Here is a 21,788-nt window from a genome sequence, read left to right as displayed (position 1 = left end):
ATTGAAGTGTTTAGCACATCACCCTATCCTGTACTATTATATCTTATCTTATATTTGAACTTTTGGAAAACGGTCTATTGAACTATCCGATCCGATTAAAACGATTCCTTAGCCGACCGCATTAAGCTGTCACGCCAGCCTTTCTTTGTTTCTTGATACTCTCTCTTTAAATCTTCAGCGGCCTCGCTTTCGTATCCTTGCTCTTCCAGCCGAGTTTTCATCGGCTTATAAATTTCTTCAAATGCTTCATCCGTACTTGCTTCGAGTCGATCCGCTGCTGAGGTATACTTATTAAAAAAGTAACTGTAAGAGATATCTTCTCCGCTTTGCTTTTTCTCTACGAATTCCTTTTCCGCTTCACTTACAATTCCATCAATTCGGCTTTCAGCTTCTCCAATCAACTCTTTGTAGGTTTTACGATAAGGCTCTACAATTTCTTCTTCACTAAAACTGGACGAACCGGTATCCTGGGGTAGTGACAGCTTATAATCTCCTTCTGCCAACTGATCTACTTCCTGATCAGCTGTATCGTAAGTTTTAAAGAAAAACAAATAACCAATGTATCCTGCCAAAATCAATAAAACGACGACTAAAATAAGAGCGGCTTTTTTCAAATCACGTTCTCCTTTGCATTTTTTCCAAAATAAGTATATCACAGGAAGGATAAAAGCAAAAAACCCTCTCTTTTACAGAAAAAGAGAGGGTTCGTAAAGTTATTCTTCTATAATTCGATAATTCGTATGAGCGACGACTGTACGATCGTACTCGAAATCAATTTCATCTAGGTTATCCATTACAGTTAAATCAACAATTACTGACCGCTGGCATTGACTAGGAATGACTTTTCCTGTAAACGTAATGTCATTTCGTTCAAAGCTAACAATTTGGCCAGGGGTCGCTACTTTTTCATCAGGCTGTATCATATCTTCCTACCCTTCCTCTACAACAAATTTTCAACGTAAATGTTGAATCCCTCCTATATGAAATTGACAAACAATTCACATAAAAGGTTTACAGAATATGTTACTTCATTCGACACAAAAACTCAAGTGATAAGGGTGCATTTTCGTGGATTCTAACGTTTAAAAATGGTATTTTCGAGTTAATGTAACTTTATCCAATGTTTTACATAAAATCAAGCAAGCAGAGAGGAAGATAAGACCGTTGACTTTGTTAAAAACGAAAAAAGTAATTCTCTCTACATTCATGTCATTCCTTTTTCTGTTCATCATTTTCGTCATTACCTTATTCATCCTGGGCCCAGAATATTTAAAAGCGGAAAGCAGCCCTGAGAAATCGGATGCCATTATCCTCTTAAGTGGTGGAGAGGAGAGATTGGAGCAAGCCGTAAAACTTTACAAGGATGAGCGAGCGAATAAAATCATCTTAACGAATTCTACAGAACATTGGACGAAAGTCGAGACGGTTTCCGAGCGAGGTATACCCACACAAGACTTACTTGAGGAACCGAAAGCAACAAGCACTTTTGAAAATGCTACTTTATCAAAAGAGATTATGAAAGAGCACAATTTTAAATCAGCGATCGTAGTTACGAGTGATTATCATGCGCGGCGAACGAAGATGACATTTGATAGGGTGTATGAGAGCGACATTCAGCTTTCCTACTCCTTTGCTGACTCTTTTTTTAATCCGAATGATGGACTGACAGAAAGGGAGACAAAAACCGTTTTTACGGAGTATGTGAAAATGATTGCTTATTGGCCGCGTTTATTATTCGTTTAAGCGAACAGCTTAACAGTTCATTCGATCTATTAATCTAGTGGAAAACCTAATCAGGAACCACTAGATTAGTCCTATGGACAGAAGTCTTATCATCTTATATTATGAAAGCGATTGCAACAAAATTCTGAAAACAAGGAGTGCTTGAATGAAGAAGAATTGGATTTGGCTCATCGGTTTGACGCTTTTATTTTTGTCGTTTGCGCAACCGTTTGCACAAACAGAACAAAAGGTTCATGCAGATGAAAAGGTGTATGAGTCTGTTGTTCTTCGCGGAAGTGCAGATCCCCTGGACTGGAGCTCAAATGATCATCCATTACAATATGATGAAGAGGAAGGTTTGTGGCTAAGTAACCCTATTGAATTAGAAGGTGGAGAGAAAACTGAATACAAGTTTGTCTATGACGGGAACTGGATGCCTGGCAGCAATTTGACCTTTACCCCTCCCCAGGATGGAAGTTACATATTTGCCTTTCATCCCGAAGATGAACGTACCATAGATGTTCGCCTGGCAAACAGTGCCACAGGCAGCCTGACTTTAGAACTTACTGTTCCGGAAAACACGCCGGAGTGGATCATCCCCACAGTAGCTTCCAACAAAAACAATTTCAACTATGAAGTCAGTCCTATGAAAAAAATTGGTGACCGTACTTATGAAATAATGGTTACTGGTGAAACTGGTAAGACACTTTCCTATTTTTACAGTTTAAGTGGAGAGCCGTACAAGGAAGTAAGAGAAGAACCGCGTACAGCTACCTTTACTGCAGATAACAAACGCTATCAAGATCAGGTTACAGAGTGGGAAACGATCCCTGTAGCTCAAGACGTTACACATGATTTCAATCATGAGCCCTACACCCCCGATAAACACGACCAAGTTGAAATAAACGTAACCGTGAAACATTACGGTCCTATAGATCAAGGGGCAATTTATTACACAACAGACGGTTCTTCTCCTGATGGAAAGAAAGGGAAAGCATCAAACGGAAAAACGGCTTCCCTCGAAGTTGTGGACACAGAAGCTAATGAAAATGAATTAAAAACAACGACAATGACTGGAACCATTCCTAAACAAAAGAACGAAACACGCGTGAAATATAAAATAGATGTGTGGAATTCTGAAGGTGAAGGCTCTCAATTTGCTGATAACAATGCATTAACTTCAGATGAAGCAACAGAATTTGCTTATTATGTAGAGGATTATGAGTCTCCACAATGGGCAAAAGAGTCTATCATCTATCAGGTTTTCGTCGATCGTTTCCGTGATGGCAGTGAGAAGAACAATACATCTGTCGACCCTTCAATGCCTTACGATGAACAACTGAAAGGATGGATGGGTGGAGATCTACAAGGTGTATTAGAAAAGATCGATTATATTGATGGGCTTGGAGTCAACACGATTTGGGTTTCCCCTATTTATGAAGGCCCTTACTCTCACGGTTATCATCCGACCGATTTCATGAACATCGATCCACGTTTCGGAAGCAACCAACTAATGAAAGAGCTAGTGGACGAAGCACACGAGCGAGACATCAAAGTCGTTTATGACCTTGTGCCAAACCATACATCAAGCAAGCACCCATTCTTCCAGGATGCGTTGGAGAAAGGTGAAGAAAGCCCTTATTTTGACTGGTACACGTTCCTGAACTGGCCAAATGAGTATGAAACATTTTACGGCGTCAAGGAATTGCCTGAGTTGAATAACGATAATCCAGAAACAAGAAACTATATGCTTAATGAAGTCGTTCCTTTCTGGATGGAAGAAATCGGTGTCGACGGCTTCCGCCTTGATTATGCCAAGGGACCAAGCCAAAGCTTCTGGGTGGACTTCCGCCACAAGGTAAAAGAATTGAATGAAGATGCATTTATTTTCGGTGAAGTCTGGGATAATTTGGAGACCATTACTTCTTATACAGGAAAATTAGATGGTGCGATCGATTTTCCAACACAATCGGCCATCTATGATGCGTTTATGAACGATTCCAGTATGAATAAGCTTGCTGATTCTTTAACTACAATCAATGAAGCGTACCATGAGGAGTTCGTTCCAGCTACATTCCTTGACAGTCACGATATGCCGCGCTTTTTATATGAAGCGGATGGAAATACTCAAACCTTGAAGATGGCTGCTTCTCTTCAATTTGCTTTACCTGGGGCACCAATCATTTACTATGGAGATGAAGTCGGTCTTTCACAAAGTGGAAACCATGAGGAAGTTTCCGAATGGAAAGACCGCTACTATAGAGAAATGATGATTTGGGATGAATCTGAACAAAACCTCGACCTAAAAGGTTATTACGAAAAACTTATCGATATGAGAAAAGATCATAAAGCGCTCACCCACGGAGAATTTAATGCGATCTATTCTGACGATGATGTCATTGTTTTTGAACGTAAGCTGCCACAAGATCATGTGCTAATTACGATCAACAAAGGAGAAAAAGCCCGCAGCCTGGACATCTTTGATTTGTATCATCAGAACACACCAAACCGTGTCCAGCTGACTTCACTTTTAAATGATGAAAAAGTGAAAAGTCATAAAGGCTCTCTTGATGTAAGTTTACAGGAGAACACGATTCAGATTTTTAATGTAAAAGGTAAACTGCGTCAAGAAGCACCGAGTGAAGAGCAAAAATATTCAAAGGTCGTATTAAGAGGTTCTGCTCCGTTAGATTGGGAAAGTGATCGTTACCTGCTCAATTTTGACGAGTCAGATAATCTTTGGAAAAGCGGACCAATTGCTCTAACAGCTGGAGAAACAGTTGAATTTAAATATGTGCGCGACGGAGAATGGCTCGAGGGCGGCAACTTGAGCTTTACTCCTGAAACTACTGGAGACTATATTTTCATTTTTGACCCACAGTCAGAATCAAAAGTAACGGTAGTGCCAGTAAACGCTGCAAGTGAATCTGCCGCATAACCATAACCGTCCCTTTGAAAGGGACGGTTATTTATTATAATAAATCTTTCATAAGCTTTTCATATTTTCATATGAAATCTTAGGAAATTACTAGAAATAACCATAATCATGTCTCATAATAAGGACTGGAGTATAATTTTTGGGGGATACATATGAAAAAAATTACCTGGTACTTGATTGTTACGTTTTGGTTGCTAATGACAGTGCTTTTTCCTTCGTATGCTAAGGCTGCTGAGCAATTTACAGATACCGAGGGCCACTGGGCAAATGAAGAAATCGATTATTTGATAGAAAAAGAGATTTTAGATGGTTATCCTGATGGATCTTTTAAACCAGATGCACCGATTACCCGTGCGGAAGCGTCAAAAGTTATCATAAGTGAGCTGGACATTGATTTAAAATCTCTGCCTAGCCGAGATATGTTTCCTGATGTGAATGGTCACTGGGCAGAGGATTACATAAAAGCAGCTTCCATAGAAGAGATCATCACAGGTTATGAAGATGGCACCTTCCAACCGAATGCTCATCTGAAGCGTTCAGAACTCGCCGCTATTTTAATCCGTGCCTATAACCTGGAAGGCGGCGAATCGGACGGATTCAAAGATCTTTCCTCAGAACATTGGGCTTTTCCTTATGTGAATGCCTTATTAAGCCACAACATTACGACTGGATATGAGGACGATACCTTCCGTCCATCAAGAAACGTATCAAGGGCAGAGTTTTCTACATTTTTAGCTCGTATTTTAAATGAAAGTTTCCGTGTTGAAGAGAACTCAGACGGCACAACCGACGAAGAGGAAGAGCCTCTTCCCCCGTCTAAAATGACTCAAGTTCCAGTTTTGATGTACCACAGCCTTTCTAAAAACGAAAACGATTGGAACTCCATAGTGATATCACCAAGGAAGTTTTATGAGGACATGCTTTATGTCAAAGCTATGGGATATGAGACGATTACGTCTGAAGAGTTGATTGCCTACAAAAACGGAGATAAAGAACTTCCTGAAAATCCGATTATGATTACCTTCGATGATGGATACAGGGACAACTATTTGTACGCTTATCCGATACTCGAAAAATTAGATATGGAAGCGATCATTTCGATTATTGGCTGGAGTGTAGGAAGATACACCTCTATCGGAGATCAATACGAAATCCTTCCTCATTTTTCATGGCAAGAAGCAAAGGAAATGGTCGACAGCGGGCACGTTGATATTCAAAACCATTCCTTTAACCTCCATACGCCTGCTGATGAGAATGGATTTGGTCAAGGGGTATTACCGCTGGAAGGTGAAACGACAGCCGAGCATGCCAAGCGATTCCGTGAGGATACGTTGAAGCTTCATAACCAGATTAGAGAACACCTGGGTTATGAACCTAAGCTATTCACCTATCCGTACGGCTCCTATAACGAGACAACGGAAAAAGTATTAGAAGAACTAGGCTATGAGATATCCCTGACTACGAAACGCGGAATCTCAGACGTCGATCAAGGATTAATGGAGCTAGAGCGTATTGGTACTCCTTATTATTTGGACAGCCCTGAGCTGATGGACCAGATGTTAGAAAACATGGGTCGAAATACGCGGGTTCCTTTCAGTGAATTGGCAAATTCAGAGGATCGAATTGATTCGCTGGAAAACTATCTTGGTCTGGAATAATAAAGAGGATGCTCATTGGATTGGGCATCCTCTTTTGCTTTTTTATATAGAGTATAAGTACGCTCCAACATATCTATATTAACCAGTATAATTCAAGATAGAATTATTTCTTATAATCCCACATCACCTGCCAGTTATCTTTAGATTTCACTACGTAGACGTTCTGATGCAAATCAAAATGACCATACTTTCCTTTAAAAGTCTGGATGACGGTAAAGGCATATACGTTTTGTAAAGGTTTTGCCCCCTTCTCCATCTTCCAATCCTTTAATTTTTTTGAATCACCGATGGTAAAAGTAAAAGTCTCGACACCAAAGTGATTCATAAACACATGAGCCCTGTCCTGTATGTAATGACCAACCGAGAATTTGTCTTTCATAAGCGGGTGAAGCAACTCCCATGAATCAGAAAATTTGCCCTTCTGTTCAAACGTATAAAAAGCTTCCACAGCTTCTTTCGCTTGATGGCCTGGACTTGTTTGAACGTAAATAAAAATAGATACAGCTAGGATGACTGCCAGTACACCGACAATGGGGACCCATTTTGCTGAGCTTTTCAAACCACTTCCCCTCCTCTGCCCTAGTTGTATAACTTATGCAGAGTTTAGTAAATTTAGAAAAGCCTGAATCCAATATGGATTCAGGCTTTAAGCATAATCACTTGTTTTCAGCAAAATCTTTTAGTTCATCTAATCGACGATTCATGCTGCTAGGGCTCACACCGTATTTCGTTGCGACTGCTTTTTTGGTTACAGAGTGATTGTAAGCAAAATATCCCGTTCCAGTCATTAAATATTCTAGAGCCGCTGAAAAAACGGACGGCTTTCGGTATTTCGGCTGGTATGCGTCTTTATATTGGTTCCATAGCTCACGAAGCTTTGTGTAGGATGTAGATGCTTGAACGTCTGATGGAATATTTTCACCCAGTAATTCCAATACATCATCTTTCTCAGTTGTAGGTTTGCTATCTACATCTTTTTGATCAAGATCACTATGAATCCATTTCTTCATGTAACTCATAAAGTTTTGCTCAAGTTCGTTTTGACTGGAAGACTCGGAATGGTTTCCATTTTCCAATTTACTCTTGAACGCTTTAAAGAAGGAAGAATGATTTGGAATAGCCAAAGGGATGAAGTTGAACATCGCCCCCCACTTCATTAGAATCCCCATCACATAAGGATTGTCAGGGACATTTTCATCTATTAATGGAATACCGTCTCTCTTTACCTCGTATAGGGAGCCTGAGAAGGCGTCCTTCACTTTAGCGATTTCTTCTGATTCGATCGTTTCAACTTCATAAAGACCTGGCGTCAATGACGCCCATGCTGTCACCGAAGGTTTGGCTGGTTGAGGAATAGTATCCTTTCCTTTTTCATCAAGGTATTCCTCAAATACCGTCTTCCCGTTATTTTGACGAAGAAATACTTCGTTCATCATGTTGAATGCTTCTTCCATCTGCTTTTCCTTTGTTTTTGCTTTGCCTGTTGGCGCTGCGTCCGTGTGGAACTCTGCAATATATTCCATAAAGTTAGTATATTGTTCATTTAGCAGTTCATGGACACGCTCCTGGGTCACTTCTTCCCCTTTCAAGCGTCCACAGCATTTTTTATATTTATCACCGCTGCCGCAAGGACATGGCCCGTTTCGTTTTACTTTACTCATTACAATTCTCCTCTTATAACTTAAAACATCAACTTATAGAGTAACTAAAATTAGCTGCAGATGCAAAAAAGAAAAAACATCCACCTCAGGTCATCCAGATAATGGATGACCTGAGGTGACAGATTTTCCCTCATCAACTCATTTACAAACAAAAAAGCACCTGGCCCGTTGGATTAGATGTTACGGGTAGGTGCTTCGTTTGCTTTAGTGGAGGAGCGATATTTAATATCAAACGGAACGATAATACGTTTCGCAGGCTCCGATTTGTCTTTTACTTTTGCTATTAAACATTTAGCTGCCTGAACACCTAGTTCATAAATATGAATGTCGACAGTAGTTAGCGGTGGACGTGTGATCTCAGATAAATAGACGTTATTAAAACTTACGATAGAGAGATCATCCGGCACCCGCTTATTGCACTCTTCCAGCATATTCACAACACCAATGCTCATAAGATCATCGGCGATGACAAGGCCTGTTGGCGGTTCAGGCAGGGCAAATAATTCGTTCATCGCTTGTTGTCCGCCTGACTTCAGGAATTCCGTATGAACTCTGTATTCATCCAAATACGGAAGACCCGCTTCTTCTAGAGCCATCTGATATCCACGCATCCGGTCGACCGTTACAATAAGGTCCGTCGACCCGCCAATAAAGGCAATGCGTTCGTGGCCAAGGCTGATTAAGTGTTTCGTAATCTCTCTTCCTCCACTGACATTGTCGTTATCCACGTGCGTAATTTCGTCGATACGCTCTGATGGTTTTCCAATGATAACAAAAGGAAAGTTTTGGTCGAGCAAAAAGTTAACGACTGGATCATCAATCTGCGAGTATAGCAAAATGATGCCATCCACTCGGTTGCTGTAAACCATACGCTCTACACCCTCGAGCATTTCCGCCCCCGTCTCACCTGTAGCAAGAAGCAGGGAATAATCCATCTTATGTGCAATTCCGCTTATCCCCCGTAAAACTTCTGGAAAGAAGGGGTTTTGGAGAGCTTTATCCGCACTAGACGGCATAACCACACCGATCGATTGGTTCGAGCGGTTCGCCAGACTTCTTGCATTGGCATTCGGATGATAGCCCATTTCCTTCATCGCTTTTTTTACCCGTTTTTTTGTAGCTTCACTGATCCTCGGATGGTCAGCGATAACACGGGATACCGTAGACGGGGCTACTCCGGCCGCTTTTGCCACATCTTTAATTGTCACTCCCATTACGATCACCTTCTATTGAAAACGTTATCTTCTATTGTAGCCTAATAATACTATTCATACAGTTTTTTTAAACTATTTTCTTTTTAATTGAAGAGAATGTTTAATAAGCGGAAGCGGAATGTTCACGAACATTCCGCTTCCTACTTTGGAAAAGATTATCCTTTCGTACCTCCCGCTGTCAAACCGGAGACGAAATACTTTTGCAATGATAAGAAAAGGATCGAGATTGGAACAGCGATTAACACAGAACCTGCAGCAAACAACGTAAACTCATTACCAAACTGATCTGAAATCATTTCATATAGACCAACGGCAAGGGTAAGTTTTTCATCCGTACGCAGAAGAATTCTCGCCAGGATAAAATCTGTAAATGGCGTAATGAATGTAAACAAACAGATAACGGCAATCATTGGTTTTGCAAGCGGCATAACAATTTGCCAGAAGATCCGGAAGTTTCCCGCTCCGTCCATTCGCGCAGATTCATCGAGCTCTCTTGGAATTGTATCTAAATATCCTTTCATTAGATACGTGTTCATCGGAATCGCTCCACCTGTGTAAACAAGGATGAGTGACAAGTGTGTGTCGATTAACCCAGTCAAATTAGCCAAAGCGTAGATTGCGATCAACGCCGCAAAGTTCGGGATCATTTGAAGAATTAAGAATGTCATCAGTCCATTCTTTCTTCCGATAAAACGGAACCTTGAAAAAGAATAGGCTGTTAAACAAACAAGAATGACCGAAAGCACCATGGTCAGAATACAAATTTTCAATGTATTCCAATACCAAATTAAATAATCACTTTCTGCAGGGTTGAATAATTCCTTATAGTGCTTGAAGGTTGCATCCGTCGGAATCATTGATGACCCGGATAAACTGTTCCCTGGGTTAAGAGAAGACCCGACGATCCACAAAATAGGATACAAGATAATCACGCACATAACCGCAATCACTAGATAAGACAACGTCAGCTGTAGTGTTTTTCCTCTATTTCTCTTCATATTACATCATATCCTCTTCTTGGAATGATTTCGTTCTTCTAAACTGCCATAGCGCGACAGTAATAACGATTAACGATAGAATCATCGTGATAGCTGCAGCCTTTCCGTACTGTGCAGAAGTCATCGTCAAGGAATATATCCAAGAAATTAATATATCTGTACCTCCTGCGTTTTGTCCGGGTACTGCAGGTCCTCCGCCATTGAAAAGGAAGATTACATTAAAGTTATTAAAGTTAAACGTGTATTGCGTAATTAAGATCGGTGCTGTGGCATAAAGGACAAGTGGAAGCGTAATATTTTTGAACTTCTGAATGATTGTAGCTCCATCCACTTCAGCCGCTTCGTACAGCTCATTCGGGATCGATTGAAGGACTCCTGTAACCATGGCAAAAATGAACGGAAAGCCAAGCCATGTCTGAATCATAATCAAAGCAATTTTTGTATAAACAGGATTCGTTAACCACGGAATGTCACCTAATCCAAAAATGGCAAGGATATCATTGTTAATTGTTCCAAACGTCTCATTAAACATACCAGCGAAAACTAGAATGGAAACGAATGCTGGAACTGCCCAGGGCAAAATGAAAATTGTACGGAAGATTTTTTGGAACTTAATTTCTTTTTGATTCATCAGAACGGCTAAGAAAATTCCTAAAGCGATTTGAAGAGTAGTTGCCCCAAACGTCCAAATAACCGTCCACGCTAAAACACTGAAGAATGTTTCACGCCAAATTGGAATACTGAAGATTTCAATGAAGTTTTTGAACCAGACCCAGTCTACAAGACTTGCAGGAGGTGAATGGTATAAATCATAGTTTGTAAACGACAGTAAAACAACGAAAAGAATCGGGAAAATAACAACAAAGATTAACAGTAAAAATCCTGGGGTCATCATTAAGTATGGGAATCCTGCTCCGACCAGATTGTGATATTGCTGACGAATCGAGTTCGGATTTTCATTCCTATCCCTCTGCTTGCCCACTTTGAAAGCATCTCTTAAGTTAAAAATGTAAATCCCAAATCCTAGTATGGTGACGATAACCGTCAAGATCCCTTCTACCAAAAGCGTAATGGAATGGTCATATGCGGGATCGATTCCAAGAGTGATTAGCCCCCAGAATCCGAACTGGATTAAATCCTTAAAAGCAATGACAAAAGATGCTGTCAAAATGAGAAAGACTATCCCTTTAATCAACTGCTTATTATAGATCTGTCCGAGCCCTGGAATAATCGATAGCGCTAAAGCTATTTTTCTATGATTTGACTGGTATTGGTTTTCATTCTCCCCCATGTTCAGGCTCCTTTCTCTCCTTGCTCTTCTTTAAAAAAGAAGCAGCACCCGTTTTGGTCCGGGTGCCGCCTCGCCCGTTTATTCGTTACCGGAGTGATTCAATTCAATTTGTTTGTTAATGGTTTCTACAGCTTCGTTCAGTGCATCTTCAGGAGAAGATTTCCCTGTAGCAACCAATTGCAGTGCTTGTGCCATTGGCTCCCAAACCTCACTCATTTCAGGAATGTTAGGCATTGGAACACCACGTTCAGATTGAATTGCAACTGCGGATGCTCTTTCGTTATCAGCGATAATCGGATCTTCGATTAGAGATTTAACTGGTGGAATTTCACCTGTTTCTTCGAAGCGGATTTTCGCGTTTTCTTCATTAGCAATCCACTCTACAAGCTTCGTAGACCATTCTTTATTCTCAGACATTGCAGAAACGTGCCACCCTTTAACTCCAATAAACGTTTGTGGATATTCACCATTTGGAAGTTTTGGTAGTGGAGCTACACCAAAATCAATTCCTGCATCATCTAAAGCTTGATAAGCCCAAGGACCATCCATCATAGAGGCTACGTTGCCATCCTGGAAAAGACCGTCTTTAGCAGATCCGCCACTTTCACCAACAATTCCACTTGGGAAGATTTCTTCATACCATTTTTGAATATATTGAGCTCCTTCAACAGCACCTTCATTGCTTAATCCAAGGTCCTGTGGATTTAATGTACCGTCTGCACGATCAAATACATAACCGCCATACCCAGCCATGACTGCGTTACCAAAGTAGAAGTTGTCCCAAAGAGCTAGGAAACCGTATTTCTCTTTACCAGCAAACTCTTTAGAGAACTCGAAAAGCTCATCAAAGTTTTCTGGTACTTCTTGCATATGTTCTTTGTTATAAATGAAAACCGGAGTTTCTGTAGACTTCGGTAGACCATATAATTTTCCATTATATGTCTGTGCTTGTACAGAAGCTTCAGTATAAATATCTGTTACAGAGCTATCCACTTGTAATGGTTCAAGAAGACCTTCAGTAGCTAACTGGCCGATTTGGTCATGTGGAATAGTCAAAACATCTGGACCCGTTCCAGCTGGACCGTCCAAACGTAGACGTTCACGCATGTCACTAGCCATATCTAATTCTTCATATTCTACTTCAATTCCATATTCTTCTTCGAAACTAGCAATGGCAGGCTCAAGCCCGACTCCTCTTTCTTTATCTTCCCAGATTACTAGTTTTTCAGGTTTCTCTGGCATGCCATCTTCAGAAGATGAATTTCCTTCACTATCTGATCCTCCTGAGCTTGCCTCTTCTTCACGATCAGGCGCACAGGCAGCCAACAAACCCACAGCAAGAAAGGCGACGAATAAAACACTTAACCATTTCTTCATCAATAAGTTCCCCCTTAAAATTTTCACTTCACGTTAGACGTGAACAAATGCAAAAGTTAGTGAAAACGATTGCACATTTCTTGATTCTTATTATACAAACCCACATTATTTTTGCAAGCGTTTTCTGACAAATTTCTATATTTATTTAAAATCTATCATCATAGTATTTAAACCGCTTCCATTATTTTTATTGACTTCACACCCATTATTCATTACTTTAATTATAGAAAGATAAACTTTAATTTTTTTGTGCAAGCGATTGTTCAGAAGGGATGATAATTTTGTTAAAAGAAGCAATCTACCACCGGGCTAAAAACAATTTTGCCTATGCTTACGATAGAGAAACGATCCATATTCGCTTACGTACGAAAAAGAATGACTTAGAAACTGTCACGCTCGTTCACGGAGACCCTTACGTGTGGGAAGATGGAGAATGGCAATATGAAACACAGCTAATGAAGAAAAGCGGAAGTGATGAGCTTTTCGATTATTGGTTCACATCACTGAAACCACCATACCGACGTTTGCGTTATTCATTCTTATTAGAAGATCATGAGGAAGAATGGAATTATAACGAAAAGGGGTTTTATGAAAAGGTTCCTGTCGATGATATTGCCTATCATTTTTGCTTTCCTTTCATGAATGAAGCGGATGTCTTCCAAGCTCCTGAATGGGTCAAAGATACGGTCTGGTATCAAATCTTTCCCGAAAGGTTCGGCAATGGAGATCCATCGAGAGATCCTGAAGGCACCTTACCATGGGGAAGTGAAGATCCGAAGCCGGACAGTTTCTTCGGTGGAGATTTCCAGGGGGTCATTGATCACTTAGACCACCTTGAAGACCTTGGCATAAACGGTATCTATTTCACGCCAATTTTTAAAGCCTACTCCAACCATAAATATGACACGATCGATTACATGGAGATCGACCCACAGTTCGGAGATAAAGAAACCTTTCGAAAACTGGTGAGAGCGTGCCATGAACGCGGGATTCGAGTGATGCTTGATGCCGTTTTCAACCATAGCGGATACTACTTCGCCCCTTTCCAGGATGTATTGGAAAACGGTGTGAAATCAAATTATTATGATTGGTTTCACTTATGGGATAAACAGGCCAAAACAGAACCGAAACCAAATTACGATACCTTTGGTTTTGTTCCAGAGATGCCGAAATTAAACACGGAAAATCCAGAAGTGAAACAATACCTTCTTGATGTTGCGCGCTACTGGATAGAGGAATTTGATATCGATGGATGGCGTCTCGATGTTGCAAACGAAGTCGACCATGCCTTCTGGAGAGATTTCCGCCGCGTTGTGAAAACGACAAAACCTGAAGCGTATATCCTCGGAGAAATTTGGCATGACTCGATGCCATGGCTGCAAGGTGACCAATTTGACGCAGTGATGAACTACCCGTTCACGAATGCTGTCTTGAAATTTTTTAATAGTGAGATCAGTTTGGAACACTTTAAAAATCAAATTTCCCATGTGGAGCATATGTACCCGGAGAATGTAAATGAAGTGGCCTTCAACCTTCTAGACAGCCATGATACTCCGAGAATTCTCACTTATGCAGATGGAAATAAGGAAGCTGTGAAGCTGATGTATTTGTTCCAGCTTTCCTATAAAGGGACTCCTTGTATCTATTATGGGGATGAAATTGGCATGACAGGTGGAGAAGACCCAGGTTGCAGGAAATGTATGGCTTGGGATAAGGATAAGCAGGACCTTGAACTGTTTTCTTTCGTTCAGAACCTGATCAGCCTGCGTAAATCTCAGCACGCTTTCGGAAACAATGCTCGTCTATCTTTCAAGGACTATGGTGATGATGTGCTTGTTTATCAAAAAGACTCTAGCGAACAATCACTATTATTTGTAGCGAATGCAACGGAAGAAGAAAAAGACGTAACTCTCAAAGAAACAGTAGGAAAAGCTCTTCTTCTAAGTGAGAAGGCAGATGTGAAAGGGGCTGCTGTAGAACTTCCTGCTTATGGATATGCCGTGATTGAAATTTAACTTTGTTTTACTTGGCGATTCGCTGATATATTTCGTTTATTGCCGATATATATCAGCGATCGCCTATATATCTTCTTTTGCTGATATAAGTAATTTATCGCTGATATTCGGACTAAAAAACTCCTTTTTCAAGTAGATATCTGTGATACTCCTCAAAATTATTTCTTACGAAGGATTTAAGACTTTTAATGCCTAACTATTAAATATAGAAAGGTGTTGACTCTATGATTATTAAAGAGCGAGAAACTTCCTTAAGCTTAAATCAATTAGAAGCACTAGAAAGAAGACTAGTAAATACTCATCCTAACTACACGCTCATTAAAGAAAGATTAGGCTCGGAACTTGCGGGACGAAAAGGTGAACTGGCTCTCAATTATCCGCTCTCCTTTTGTACCAATGAGCAGCTGATTTTTTACGATTTACGACTGTGGGATGGTACCCACTACTTTCAGAATGACGCGCTTATCCTAACTAGAGAATGGATCCTTCTCATTGAAGCAAAATATATGGCAGGCACCTTATATTATGATGATAAACAGTTAATCAGAGATGATCATCAAGGGTTTGATAATCCGATTCATCAAGTAAATCGCCATAAAAACCAACTTCAGAAATGGCTTCATCTCCATTCTTTTCCTTCCCCCTCTATCTACTGCCTCGTTACGAACAGCCACCCCTTATGTGTGATTCGATCAAACACTCAAGAAGACGACATAGTCATTCGAACGTACGACCTACCAGTAAAGATTAATAAATTGGATACTCTCCAATTCCCCACTTCTCTTTCCACAACTGAACTCCAAGAAATATCAACGGCACTTTTAAAATTTCATCATCCACTTTCTTACAACTATTTAAAAACAATCGATGTTCAACCTTCTGATGTGAAAACAGGCATTTATTGCAGTTCATGCAGCTACGCACCTTTACAGAGACATCACGGAACATGGTACTGTCCTAAGTGCAGACGTTCAGACAAGCAGGCACATATTGAAGCTTTGAAGGATTACAGGTTAATATTCGGGGATGAAATTACTAATGAAAAAGCAAAGAAATTTCTTCGTCTTGATTCATCATCAGTTACAAAAAGAATCCTACAAGCTTTATCGTTAGAACAGCAAGGGAAAAATAAAGGCAGGAAATACTATTTAAAAACCTTAATTTGATTGGATTGCTGATATGAATGTGTTTTCCGCTGAAATAAATCGGCGAACGTCGATATATATCAACGTTCGCCGAAATCTTATCCTAAATAGCCGATAAACCACGAATAGCCCTCAGGTCATCCATATTTTGGATGACCTGAGGGCTTTTCACTAAATTCAGAGTGTGTCTTCCCAAAATCACTCATGATCCTTCTTTTTTGTGAGTGCAGGAAACTCTCCAATTCTTCTATGTATGGCTGGATATGATTCACCTTGTGACCTCCATTATTGGTGAAACAATAATCCATCACCAACTTTCTAACTATCTGAATAGTATCACATTTCCTACTATTACATTATTTATCTAAGGTTTCATTTTCTGTAAACTAATAATTGAAACGTTTCACCAAATCATAAAAAGGAAGTGAATGTATTGAAAAAGTATACGACTTTGTTCTTAGCTGTTATTTTAGCGATAAGCACTGTATTCCCTGTCTCGTCTTTTGCCGTATCAAAAGGAAAAGAGGTTGCTTTATCAAAACAATTGAAAGCGGTATCAAAGAAAACGTATCGATATTTTGAAGAGTTCACAGTCGAAGAAACCGGCCTTACTTATGACGCTGTCCGTTACAACGAAGATGGTGAAATGACCGCGCAAAAACACACCTCGCCCACTAATATTGGAATGTACATGATGAGTACAATCGCCGCTGATGAAGCTGGACTGATTTCCCGCGAAGAATCGATTGATAAAATCCAAACAACATTGAATTCCCTCGAAGATATGAAAAAGTGGAATGGACTTTTTTACAACTGGTACAACACCTCTGATGGTTCACTCTATACAGACTGGGGAGAGTTTATTTCTACCGTCGATAATGGATGGCTGTCTGCAGGCTTGGTCGTTGTAGGACAAGCCTATCCAGAGTTGTTCGAACAGTCCAATGCACTTGTTCAGAACATGGACTACTCTAAGCTTTACACACCTGAAGTTGGGCAAATGAGAGGCGGCTATGATGTTGCAGCAGAAAGCTATACTTCTCACCATTACGGTGCATTCTATACAGAACCGCGTGTCGCAAGCTACATTGCCATTGGTAAAGGCGATGTCCCTAAAGAGCACTGGTGGAAAATGTTCCGTACTATGCCGGAAAGCTGGGATTGGCAGCAGCAAACACCTGAAGGATACACGACCACTTATGATGGTGTAGAGGTTTTTGAAGGCCACTACAGTTACAACGGTAAAAAGTATGTACCAAGCTGGGGAGGCAGCATGTTTGAAGCACTTATGCCTCAACTTGTGTTAAAAGAAAAAGAACTTGGTAAAGATGCCCTTGGGCTAAACAACCAGCGGCATGCTGAAATTCAGATCGAGTACGCAAAAGAGCAAGGTTATGAAGCATGGGGCATGTCACCAGCCGCAACTCCAGACGGATACTCTGAATTTGCTGCTACCCCTCTTGGAATGGATGGATACAAAGCTGACGGCACCGTGACACCGCACGCTACATTCCTTGCCCTTGAGTATACACCGATGGAAGCATTCGAGAATATTCACACATTGAAACGTTTCGACACTTATAGTAAGTATGGCTTTTTGGATTCTGTAAACGTAGAAACAGGGGAAGTGACAAATGCATATCTTGCACTCGATCAAGGGATGACGATGGTTTCTATTATCAACTACTTGCAGGATGGTGTAATCAGAGATTACTTCCATCAATCTGAGATCGGAAAAACACCTGAAGACCTTTTGAAAAAAGAAGAGTTTTCTATAAAATAATTGGTTAGGTATTGTCCTACAAAAAGGCGCTTCCTTTGTGAAGCGCCTTTTTAATGAATGATTCATGCTTTTACTTCTTCAAGCAATTGTTGTTCGTACTTATTCTTAGATTCCTGTACGAGAATGACAGATGAAAGGACTAGTATCATCCCTGCATACTGCCATATTGTCAAAGTTTCATTGAAAACTAAAAACCCTACAAGGGAAGCCACTACAGGTTCAATCGTCGCAATAATAGATGCACGGCTGGACTCTACGTACTGCAGCCCTTTCGTATATAAAATAAAGGGCAGCATGGTTGAAAAAAACCCTAATCCAATAATAAATCCCCAAACGGATACACTTGAAAATAAATGCCCATTGGCAGCTAATCCACTGAACGGCAAGATGGCCACCGACGCGAACAAAAACGTGTACAGAGTAACGGTGAGAGAGTCATAATGTTGGAGGGCTGCTTTTCCAAAAATGCTGTAAAGAGCATAAAACAACCCTGATCCAAGACCAAGGATAAACCCATATAAAGAAATAGATGCACTCACATTTGGCAGCACTCCTATGACAAAGGAACACCCAATAAGCGTGATCACTAACGCACTTATCTTACGCCCTGTCAAAGCTTCTTTAAAAAATAACCACGAAAAAACCGTAACAAAAGCTGGAGCCGTGTAGAGTAATATAAATGCGATCGATATAGACGCTTCTTCCATAGCGCTAAATAAGCAGAAGTTGAATAAAACAATACTAATAATAACAGTACCCACAAAATACCAGCTATCCGTTAATTTTATCTTGAATAAATGACGGTTCTTACTTAAGACATAAATAACTAGAAAGAAAAATGCCGTTGTAACTCGTATAGCTACAACCTGGATAGGGGTGAATCCAATTTCATATAATTGATTTACAAAAATACCGATAATCCCCCATAAAGAGGCACCTAAAGCAATGAAGAATAGCGATGATTTACTGTCCAATTTCATCCCCCTAACCAGTCTTTTCTTGTATGCTACCAGATAATAGTATGATTGAATATCTTCCATTAGAAAAAGATGCAAGATTAAAGGATCAGATTTTTCACTTGGATGTTTTCATTGTTTAAAAGGAGCTTAAAATAAAGCAAACCCGGTAATCCAATAAAGAACTACCGGGTTTGCTTTATTTTTCTTTTACAGAAGAGCGTTCTATAAACTCAGTAGATAAGTTATAGTTTCTTTCTACTTTTTCACCAGCAAGCATCTGAAAAATCATGTGGACAGATAGTGCTCCAGCCTCGTACTTCGGCTGCCTAATCGTCGTCAGCGGGGGATTGGCATATTCAGAAAGTTGAATATCATCAAAGCCGACAATCGATACATCATCCGGGACTCCAATTCCTTTTTCATTAAATGCTTGAAGACCTCCAATGGCCATTTCATCATTGGCGTAAAAGATCGCATCTGGTAAGTTTTGCTGAGCAATCAGCATCTTGGTTGCCCGGTATCCGCCATCTCTGGTGAAGTCCCCGCCGATCTTCAGTCGAGACTGGTAAGGAACATCATAATCCTTTAAAGCGTCCATAAAACCTTTGAAGCGCTCTTGGTTATCATGAGAATCTATTGGACCGCTCACATAGCTAATGGACTTATGACCCTTTTTGATCAAATACTCCGTTGCCTGATAACCACCCTGGCGGTTATTGACTTCCACGTGGATGGCATAGGGATTTTCAACATCACGGTCTAAGACTACAATCGGAAAGTCTTCTCTTGCAGATTCTTCAATCACTTGTGTCGAGATATTGTTTGCTAATATGATCGCTCCGTCCACGCGCTTCTCACGTAGAAATTTCGTTGCTGTCGACCTGTCCCCGCCGACAGAACTACAGGCAATCAAGTCATACTGATTGTTCGCCGTCACTTCCTGTACCCCTTTAATCAACTCGGAAAAATAAGGTCCAGACATATCACTAAGAATTAAAGCGATCGTATTCGTTTTGGTCCGCTTCAAATCGGAAGCAAAACCGTTCTTTTGATAATTTAACTCTCTTGCGGCTTTCAGAACTTTATCAATTGTAGCTGCACTGACTTTTTCATTGCCGTTCAAGGCATAAGAAGCGGTCGATACAGCGACTCCCGCTCGTTTAGCCACATCTTTAATCGTAGCCATTGAAATCCTCCCTCTATAAGGGTTACCTAATTTTATTGTAACAGTTTTTATTCGATTTCGATTCTATTTAAGTCCGGACATCGTAAACCCTTCGACAATGTATTTTTGGAAAAAGGCGAAGATAATGATGATCGGCACGACCATGAATGCAGCTCCGGCCATCTGCAAGGCAAAGTTATTCGCATATTGCCCTTGTAGTAAGGATAGACCGACAGACAGCGTATATAAACTTTCATCATTGGCAATGATCAACGGCCATAGGAAGCTGTTCCAGCCGGCAATGAATGTCAAGATTCCCTGGACGGCAAAGATCGGCTTCGCAATCGGAACGACCAGTCGGAAGAAGATATAAAACTCTCCCGCTCCATCGAGTCTTGCCGCCTCAATCAAGTCATCTGGAATGGTCGTCATGAACTGACGGAATAAGAAAATACTGAAGGCAACGGCTAATCCAGGGAGAACGATCCCTGTCATTGTATTCGTCAGCCCCATGTAATTGAGCAAAAGGTAAACAGGTATCATCGTGACTTGCCCCGGGATCATCATGGTAGCCAAGACGATATAAAAGGTTTTCTCCCGGCCTTTAAAGTCGTATTTTGCGAAACCATATCCGGCCATGGCATTAAATAATAAACCTAAGAACGAGAATATTACGATGACTAACGTATTCCTTAAGTAAACAGCGAAATTCATATTGGTAAATAATTCAATATAATGCTCAATCGTTGGGTTGTCCGGAATAATTGTTGGCGGAATGGCCAGTACTTCACTTTCCGGTTTAAAGGAACTCGAAATCATCCAGATAAACGGAATCGAAACGAGGATTCCACCTACAACCATAATGAAAATGACAATCGATTTTTCGAGCCTGCTTTTCTTCGTTGCTGCAGCCATAAGCTTCTACTCCCCTCTCTTAATATTCCGTATCTGATTTTCTAAATTTGAATTGAATCACTGTAACTAGAATAATCATGGCAAACAATATAAAGGATCCTGCAGCGGCATAGCCGAATTGACTGAATTGGAAACCTTCTTTATAGATGAAGAGAGCGATCGAGATCGTTCCGTCTAATGGTCCGCCGTCCGTCATGACAAACGGTTCTTCGAAGAATTGCATCCATCCGATCAATGTTGTTACAGTCACAAAGAAGGTCGCATACCGCAAGAGCGGCAATGTTACATTGAAAAGGACCTGCAGTCGGCTTGCTCCATCCATTTCCGCTGCTTCATAGTAGGATTTCGGTATTCCTTGAAGAGCAGCTAAGAAAATAATCATGTTAATACCGATCCCTTTCCATACCGCTAGAAGAATCAACGATATTTTCGCAATCGTCGGCTCTTCTAACCAGGGAACGTTCTCAACAGAAAGAAAGGAAAGCAAAAAGTTGAACAAACCGTATTCAGTATTGTATAGATATCCCCAAATGACCGCCACAGCGATGATGTTGGTGATGGAAGGCATATAATATACAGCTCTGAACGTGTTGAAGATCCAGCTTGTTCCATAGTTCAACAACAGTGCGATTGACAGCGAGCAAATGATAACCAGCGGCACACCAATCACAACATAGAACAGCGTATTATAAATCGATTTGATAAATGTGCTGTCTGAAAATAAATCCTTGTAATTTTCGAAGCCGATGAACGTAATGGATGACCAGTCTGCCAATCCTTTTAAATCCATATTGGTAAAACTGATAACGAAAGCGATGGCAATTGGAATTAGACTGAATAAAGAGAGCAAAAGGACAGCCGGTCCAATAAACATATACGGGTGTCTGTTTTTAAATTGTTTCATGGAAAACCACCTATCTGAACGTGACATGGATAAAAGATGATGG

At 40.5% G+C, this 21,788-nt stretch carries 18 protein-coding genes; 6 read left to right on the top strand and 12 right to left on the bottom strand.

Features of this window, described 5'->3' with window-relative positions; genetic code table 11:
- Positions 1–95: 95 nt before the first annotated feature.
- Together ACRYKC_RS10275 and ACRYKC_RS10270 are read right to left on the bottom strand one after the other, a co-directional pair.
- Positions 96–614, bottom strand: coding sequence for a hypothetical protein (locus ACRYKC_RS10275; RefSeq protein WP_433806644.1), 519 nt, complete (start codon positions 612–614; stop codon positions 96–98).
- Between the two features lie 99 nt (positions 615–713).
- Entirely contained in the window at positions 714–923 is a 210-nt protein-coding gene (locus tag ACRYKC_RS10270) for a YkvS family protein (protein ID WP_085028987.1), read from the bottom strand.
- Between the two features lie 241 nt (positions 924–1,164).
- Here ACRYKC_RS10270 and ACRYKC_RS10265 point away from each other — a divergent pair, with 241 nt between their 5' ends.
- The 3 genes from ACRYKC_RS10265 (at position 1,165) to ACRYKC_RS10255 (ending at position 6,318) form a co-directional block, all read left to right on the top strand.
- Positions 1,165–1,743 carry a YdcF family protein gene (locus ACRYKC_RS10265; protein ID WP_433806643.1) on the top strand — a complete coding sequence of 193 codons (579 nt, stop codon included), beginning with the start codon at positions 1,165–1,167 and terminating at the stop codon, positions 1,741–1,743.
- 145 nt (positions 1,744–1,888) lie between these two features.
- Positions 1,889–4,660, top strand: a complete 2,772-nt coding sequence (locus ACRYKC_RS10260; RefSeq protein WP_433806642.1) for an alpha-amylase family glycosyl hydrolase — start codon at positions 1,889–1,891, stop codon at positions 4,658–4,660.
- A gap of 152 nt (positions 4,661–4,812) precedes the next feature.
- Positions 4,813–6,318 (top strand): S-layer homology domain-containing protein, encoded by a 1,506-nt coding sequence (locus tag ACRYKC_RS10255; protein ID WP_433806641.1) that lies wholly within the window; start codon positions 4,813–4,815, stop codon positions 6,316–6,318.
- Between the two features lie 103 nt (positions 6,319–6,421).
- On the opposite strand, the gene ACRYKC_RS10250 is transcribed toward ACRYKC_RS10255, so the two are convergent.
- The 6 genes from ACRYKC_RS10250 to ACRYKC_RS10225 all read right to left on the bottom strand — a co-directional run bounded on the left by ACRYKC_RS10250 (position 6,422) and on the right by ACRYKC_RS10225 (position 12,859).
- A complete protein-coding gene (locus tag ACRYKC_RS10250; RefSeq protein WP_433806640.1) occupies positions 6,422–6,877 on the bottom strand; it encodes a hypothetical protein in 456 nt (151 codons plus the stop codon).
- Positions 6,878–6,974: 97 nt separating this feature from the next.
- Positions 6,975–7,979 carry a YecA family protein gene (locus tag ACRYKC_RS10245; RefSeq protein ID WP_433806639.1) on the bottom strand — a complete coding sequence of 335 codons (1,005 nt, stop codon included), beginning with the start codon at positions 7,977–7,979 and terminating at the stop codon, positions 6,975–6,977.
- Positions 7,980–8,152: 173 nt separating this feature from the next.
- A complete protein-coding gene (locus ACRYKC_RS10240) occupies positions 8,153–9,193 on the bottom strand; it encodes a LacI family DNA-binding transcriptional regulator (protein ID WP_433806638.1) in 1,041 nt (346 codons plus the stop codon).
- A 155-nt stretch (positions 9,194–9,348) separates the two neighbouring features.
- Complete coding sequence (locus ACRYKC_RS10235; protein ID WP_433806637.1) at positions 9,349–10,191, bottom strand: sugar ABC transporter permease; 843 nt, start codon at positions 10,189–10,191, stop codon at positions 9,349–9,351.
- A gap of 1 nt (position 10,192) precedes the next feature.
- A complete protein-coding gene (locus ACRYKC_RS10230) occupies positions 10,193–11,482 on the bottom strand; it encodes a carbohydrate ABC transporter permease (RefSeq protein ID WP_433806636.1) in 1,290 nt (429 codons plus the stop codon).
- Positions 11,483–11,560: 78 nt separating this feature from the next.
- Positions 11,561–12,859: an extracellular solute-binding protein gene (locus tag ACRYKC_RS10225; RefSeq protein ID WP_433806635.1), complete on the bottom strand. Its 1,299-nt coding sequence runs from the start codon at positions 12,857–12,859 to the stop codon at positions 11,561–11,563.
- 281 nt (positions 12,860–13,140) lie between these two features.
- On the opposite strand from ACRYKC_RS10225, the gene ACRYKC_RS10220 reads away from it, so the two are divergent.
- The 3 genes from ACRYKC_RS10220 (at position 13,141) to ACRYKC_RS10210 (ending at position 17,802) form a co-directional block, all read left to right on the top strand.
- Entirely contained in the window at positions 13,141–14,874 is a 1,734-nt protein-coding gene (locus tag ACRYKC_RS10220) for a glycoside hydrolase family 13 protein (RefSeq protein ID WP_433806634.1), read from the top strand.
- A 224-nt stretch (positions 14,875–15,098) separates the two neighbouring features.
- Positions 15,099–16,040, top strand: a complete 942-nt coding sequence (locus ACRYKC_RS10215) for a nuclease-related domain-containing protein (protein WP_433806633.1) — start codon at positions 15,099–15,101, stop codon at positions 16,038–16,040.
- Positions 16,041–16,443: 403 nt separating this feature from the next.
- Positions 16,444–17,802 (top strand): glucoamylase family protein, encoded by a 1,359-nt coding sequence (locus tag ACRYKC_RS10210; protein WP_433806632.1) that lies wholly within the window; start codon positions 16,444–16,446, stop codon positions 17,800–17,802.
- Positions 17,803–17,864: 62 nt separating this feature from the next.
- On the opposite strand, the gene ACRYKC_RS10205 is transcribed toward ACRYKC_RS10210, so the two are convergent.
- From ACRYKC_RS10205 to ACRYKC_RS10190, 4 genes are all read right to left on the bottom strand, one after another.
- Positions 17,865–18,776 carry a DMT family transporter gene (locus ACRYKC_RS10205; protein ID WP_433806631.1) on the bottom strand — a complete coding sequence of 304 codons (912 nt, stop codon included), beginning with the start codon at positions 18,774–18,776 and terminating at the stop codon, positions 17,865–17,867.
- Positions 18,777–18,957: 181 nt separating this feature from the next.
- Positions 18,958–19,947, bottom strand: a complete 990-nt coding sequence (locus ACRYKC_RS10200; RefSeq protein ID WP_433806630.1) for a LacI family DNA-binding transcriptional regulator — start codon at positions 19,945–19,947, stop codon at positions 18,958–18,960.
- Between the two features lie 63 nt (positions 19,948–20,010).
- Positions 20,011–20,841: a carbohydrate ABC transporter permease gene (locus ACRYKC_RS10195; RefSeq protein ID WP_433806629.1), complete on the bottom strand. Its 831-nt coding sequence runs from the start codon at positions 20,839–20,841 to the stop codon at positions 20,011–20,013.
- 19 nt (positions 20,842–20,860) lie between these two features.
- Positions 20,861–21,745, bottom strand: a complete 885-nt coding sequence (locus ACRYKC_RS10190) for a carbohydrate ABC transporter permease (RefSeq protein ID WP_433806628.1) — start codon at positions 21,743–21,745, stop codon at positions 20,861–20,863.
- Positions 21,746–21,788: the final 43 nt, after the last annotated feature.

Source organism: Halobacillus sp. A1-3, assembly GCF_050971765.1.
Classification (GTDB): Bacteria; Bacillota; Bacilli; order Bacillales; family Halobacillaceae; genus Halobacillus; species Halobacillus mangrovi_B.
This window is presented reverse-complemented; position numbering and strand designations above follow the sequence as displayed.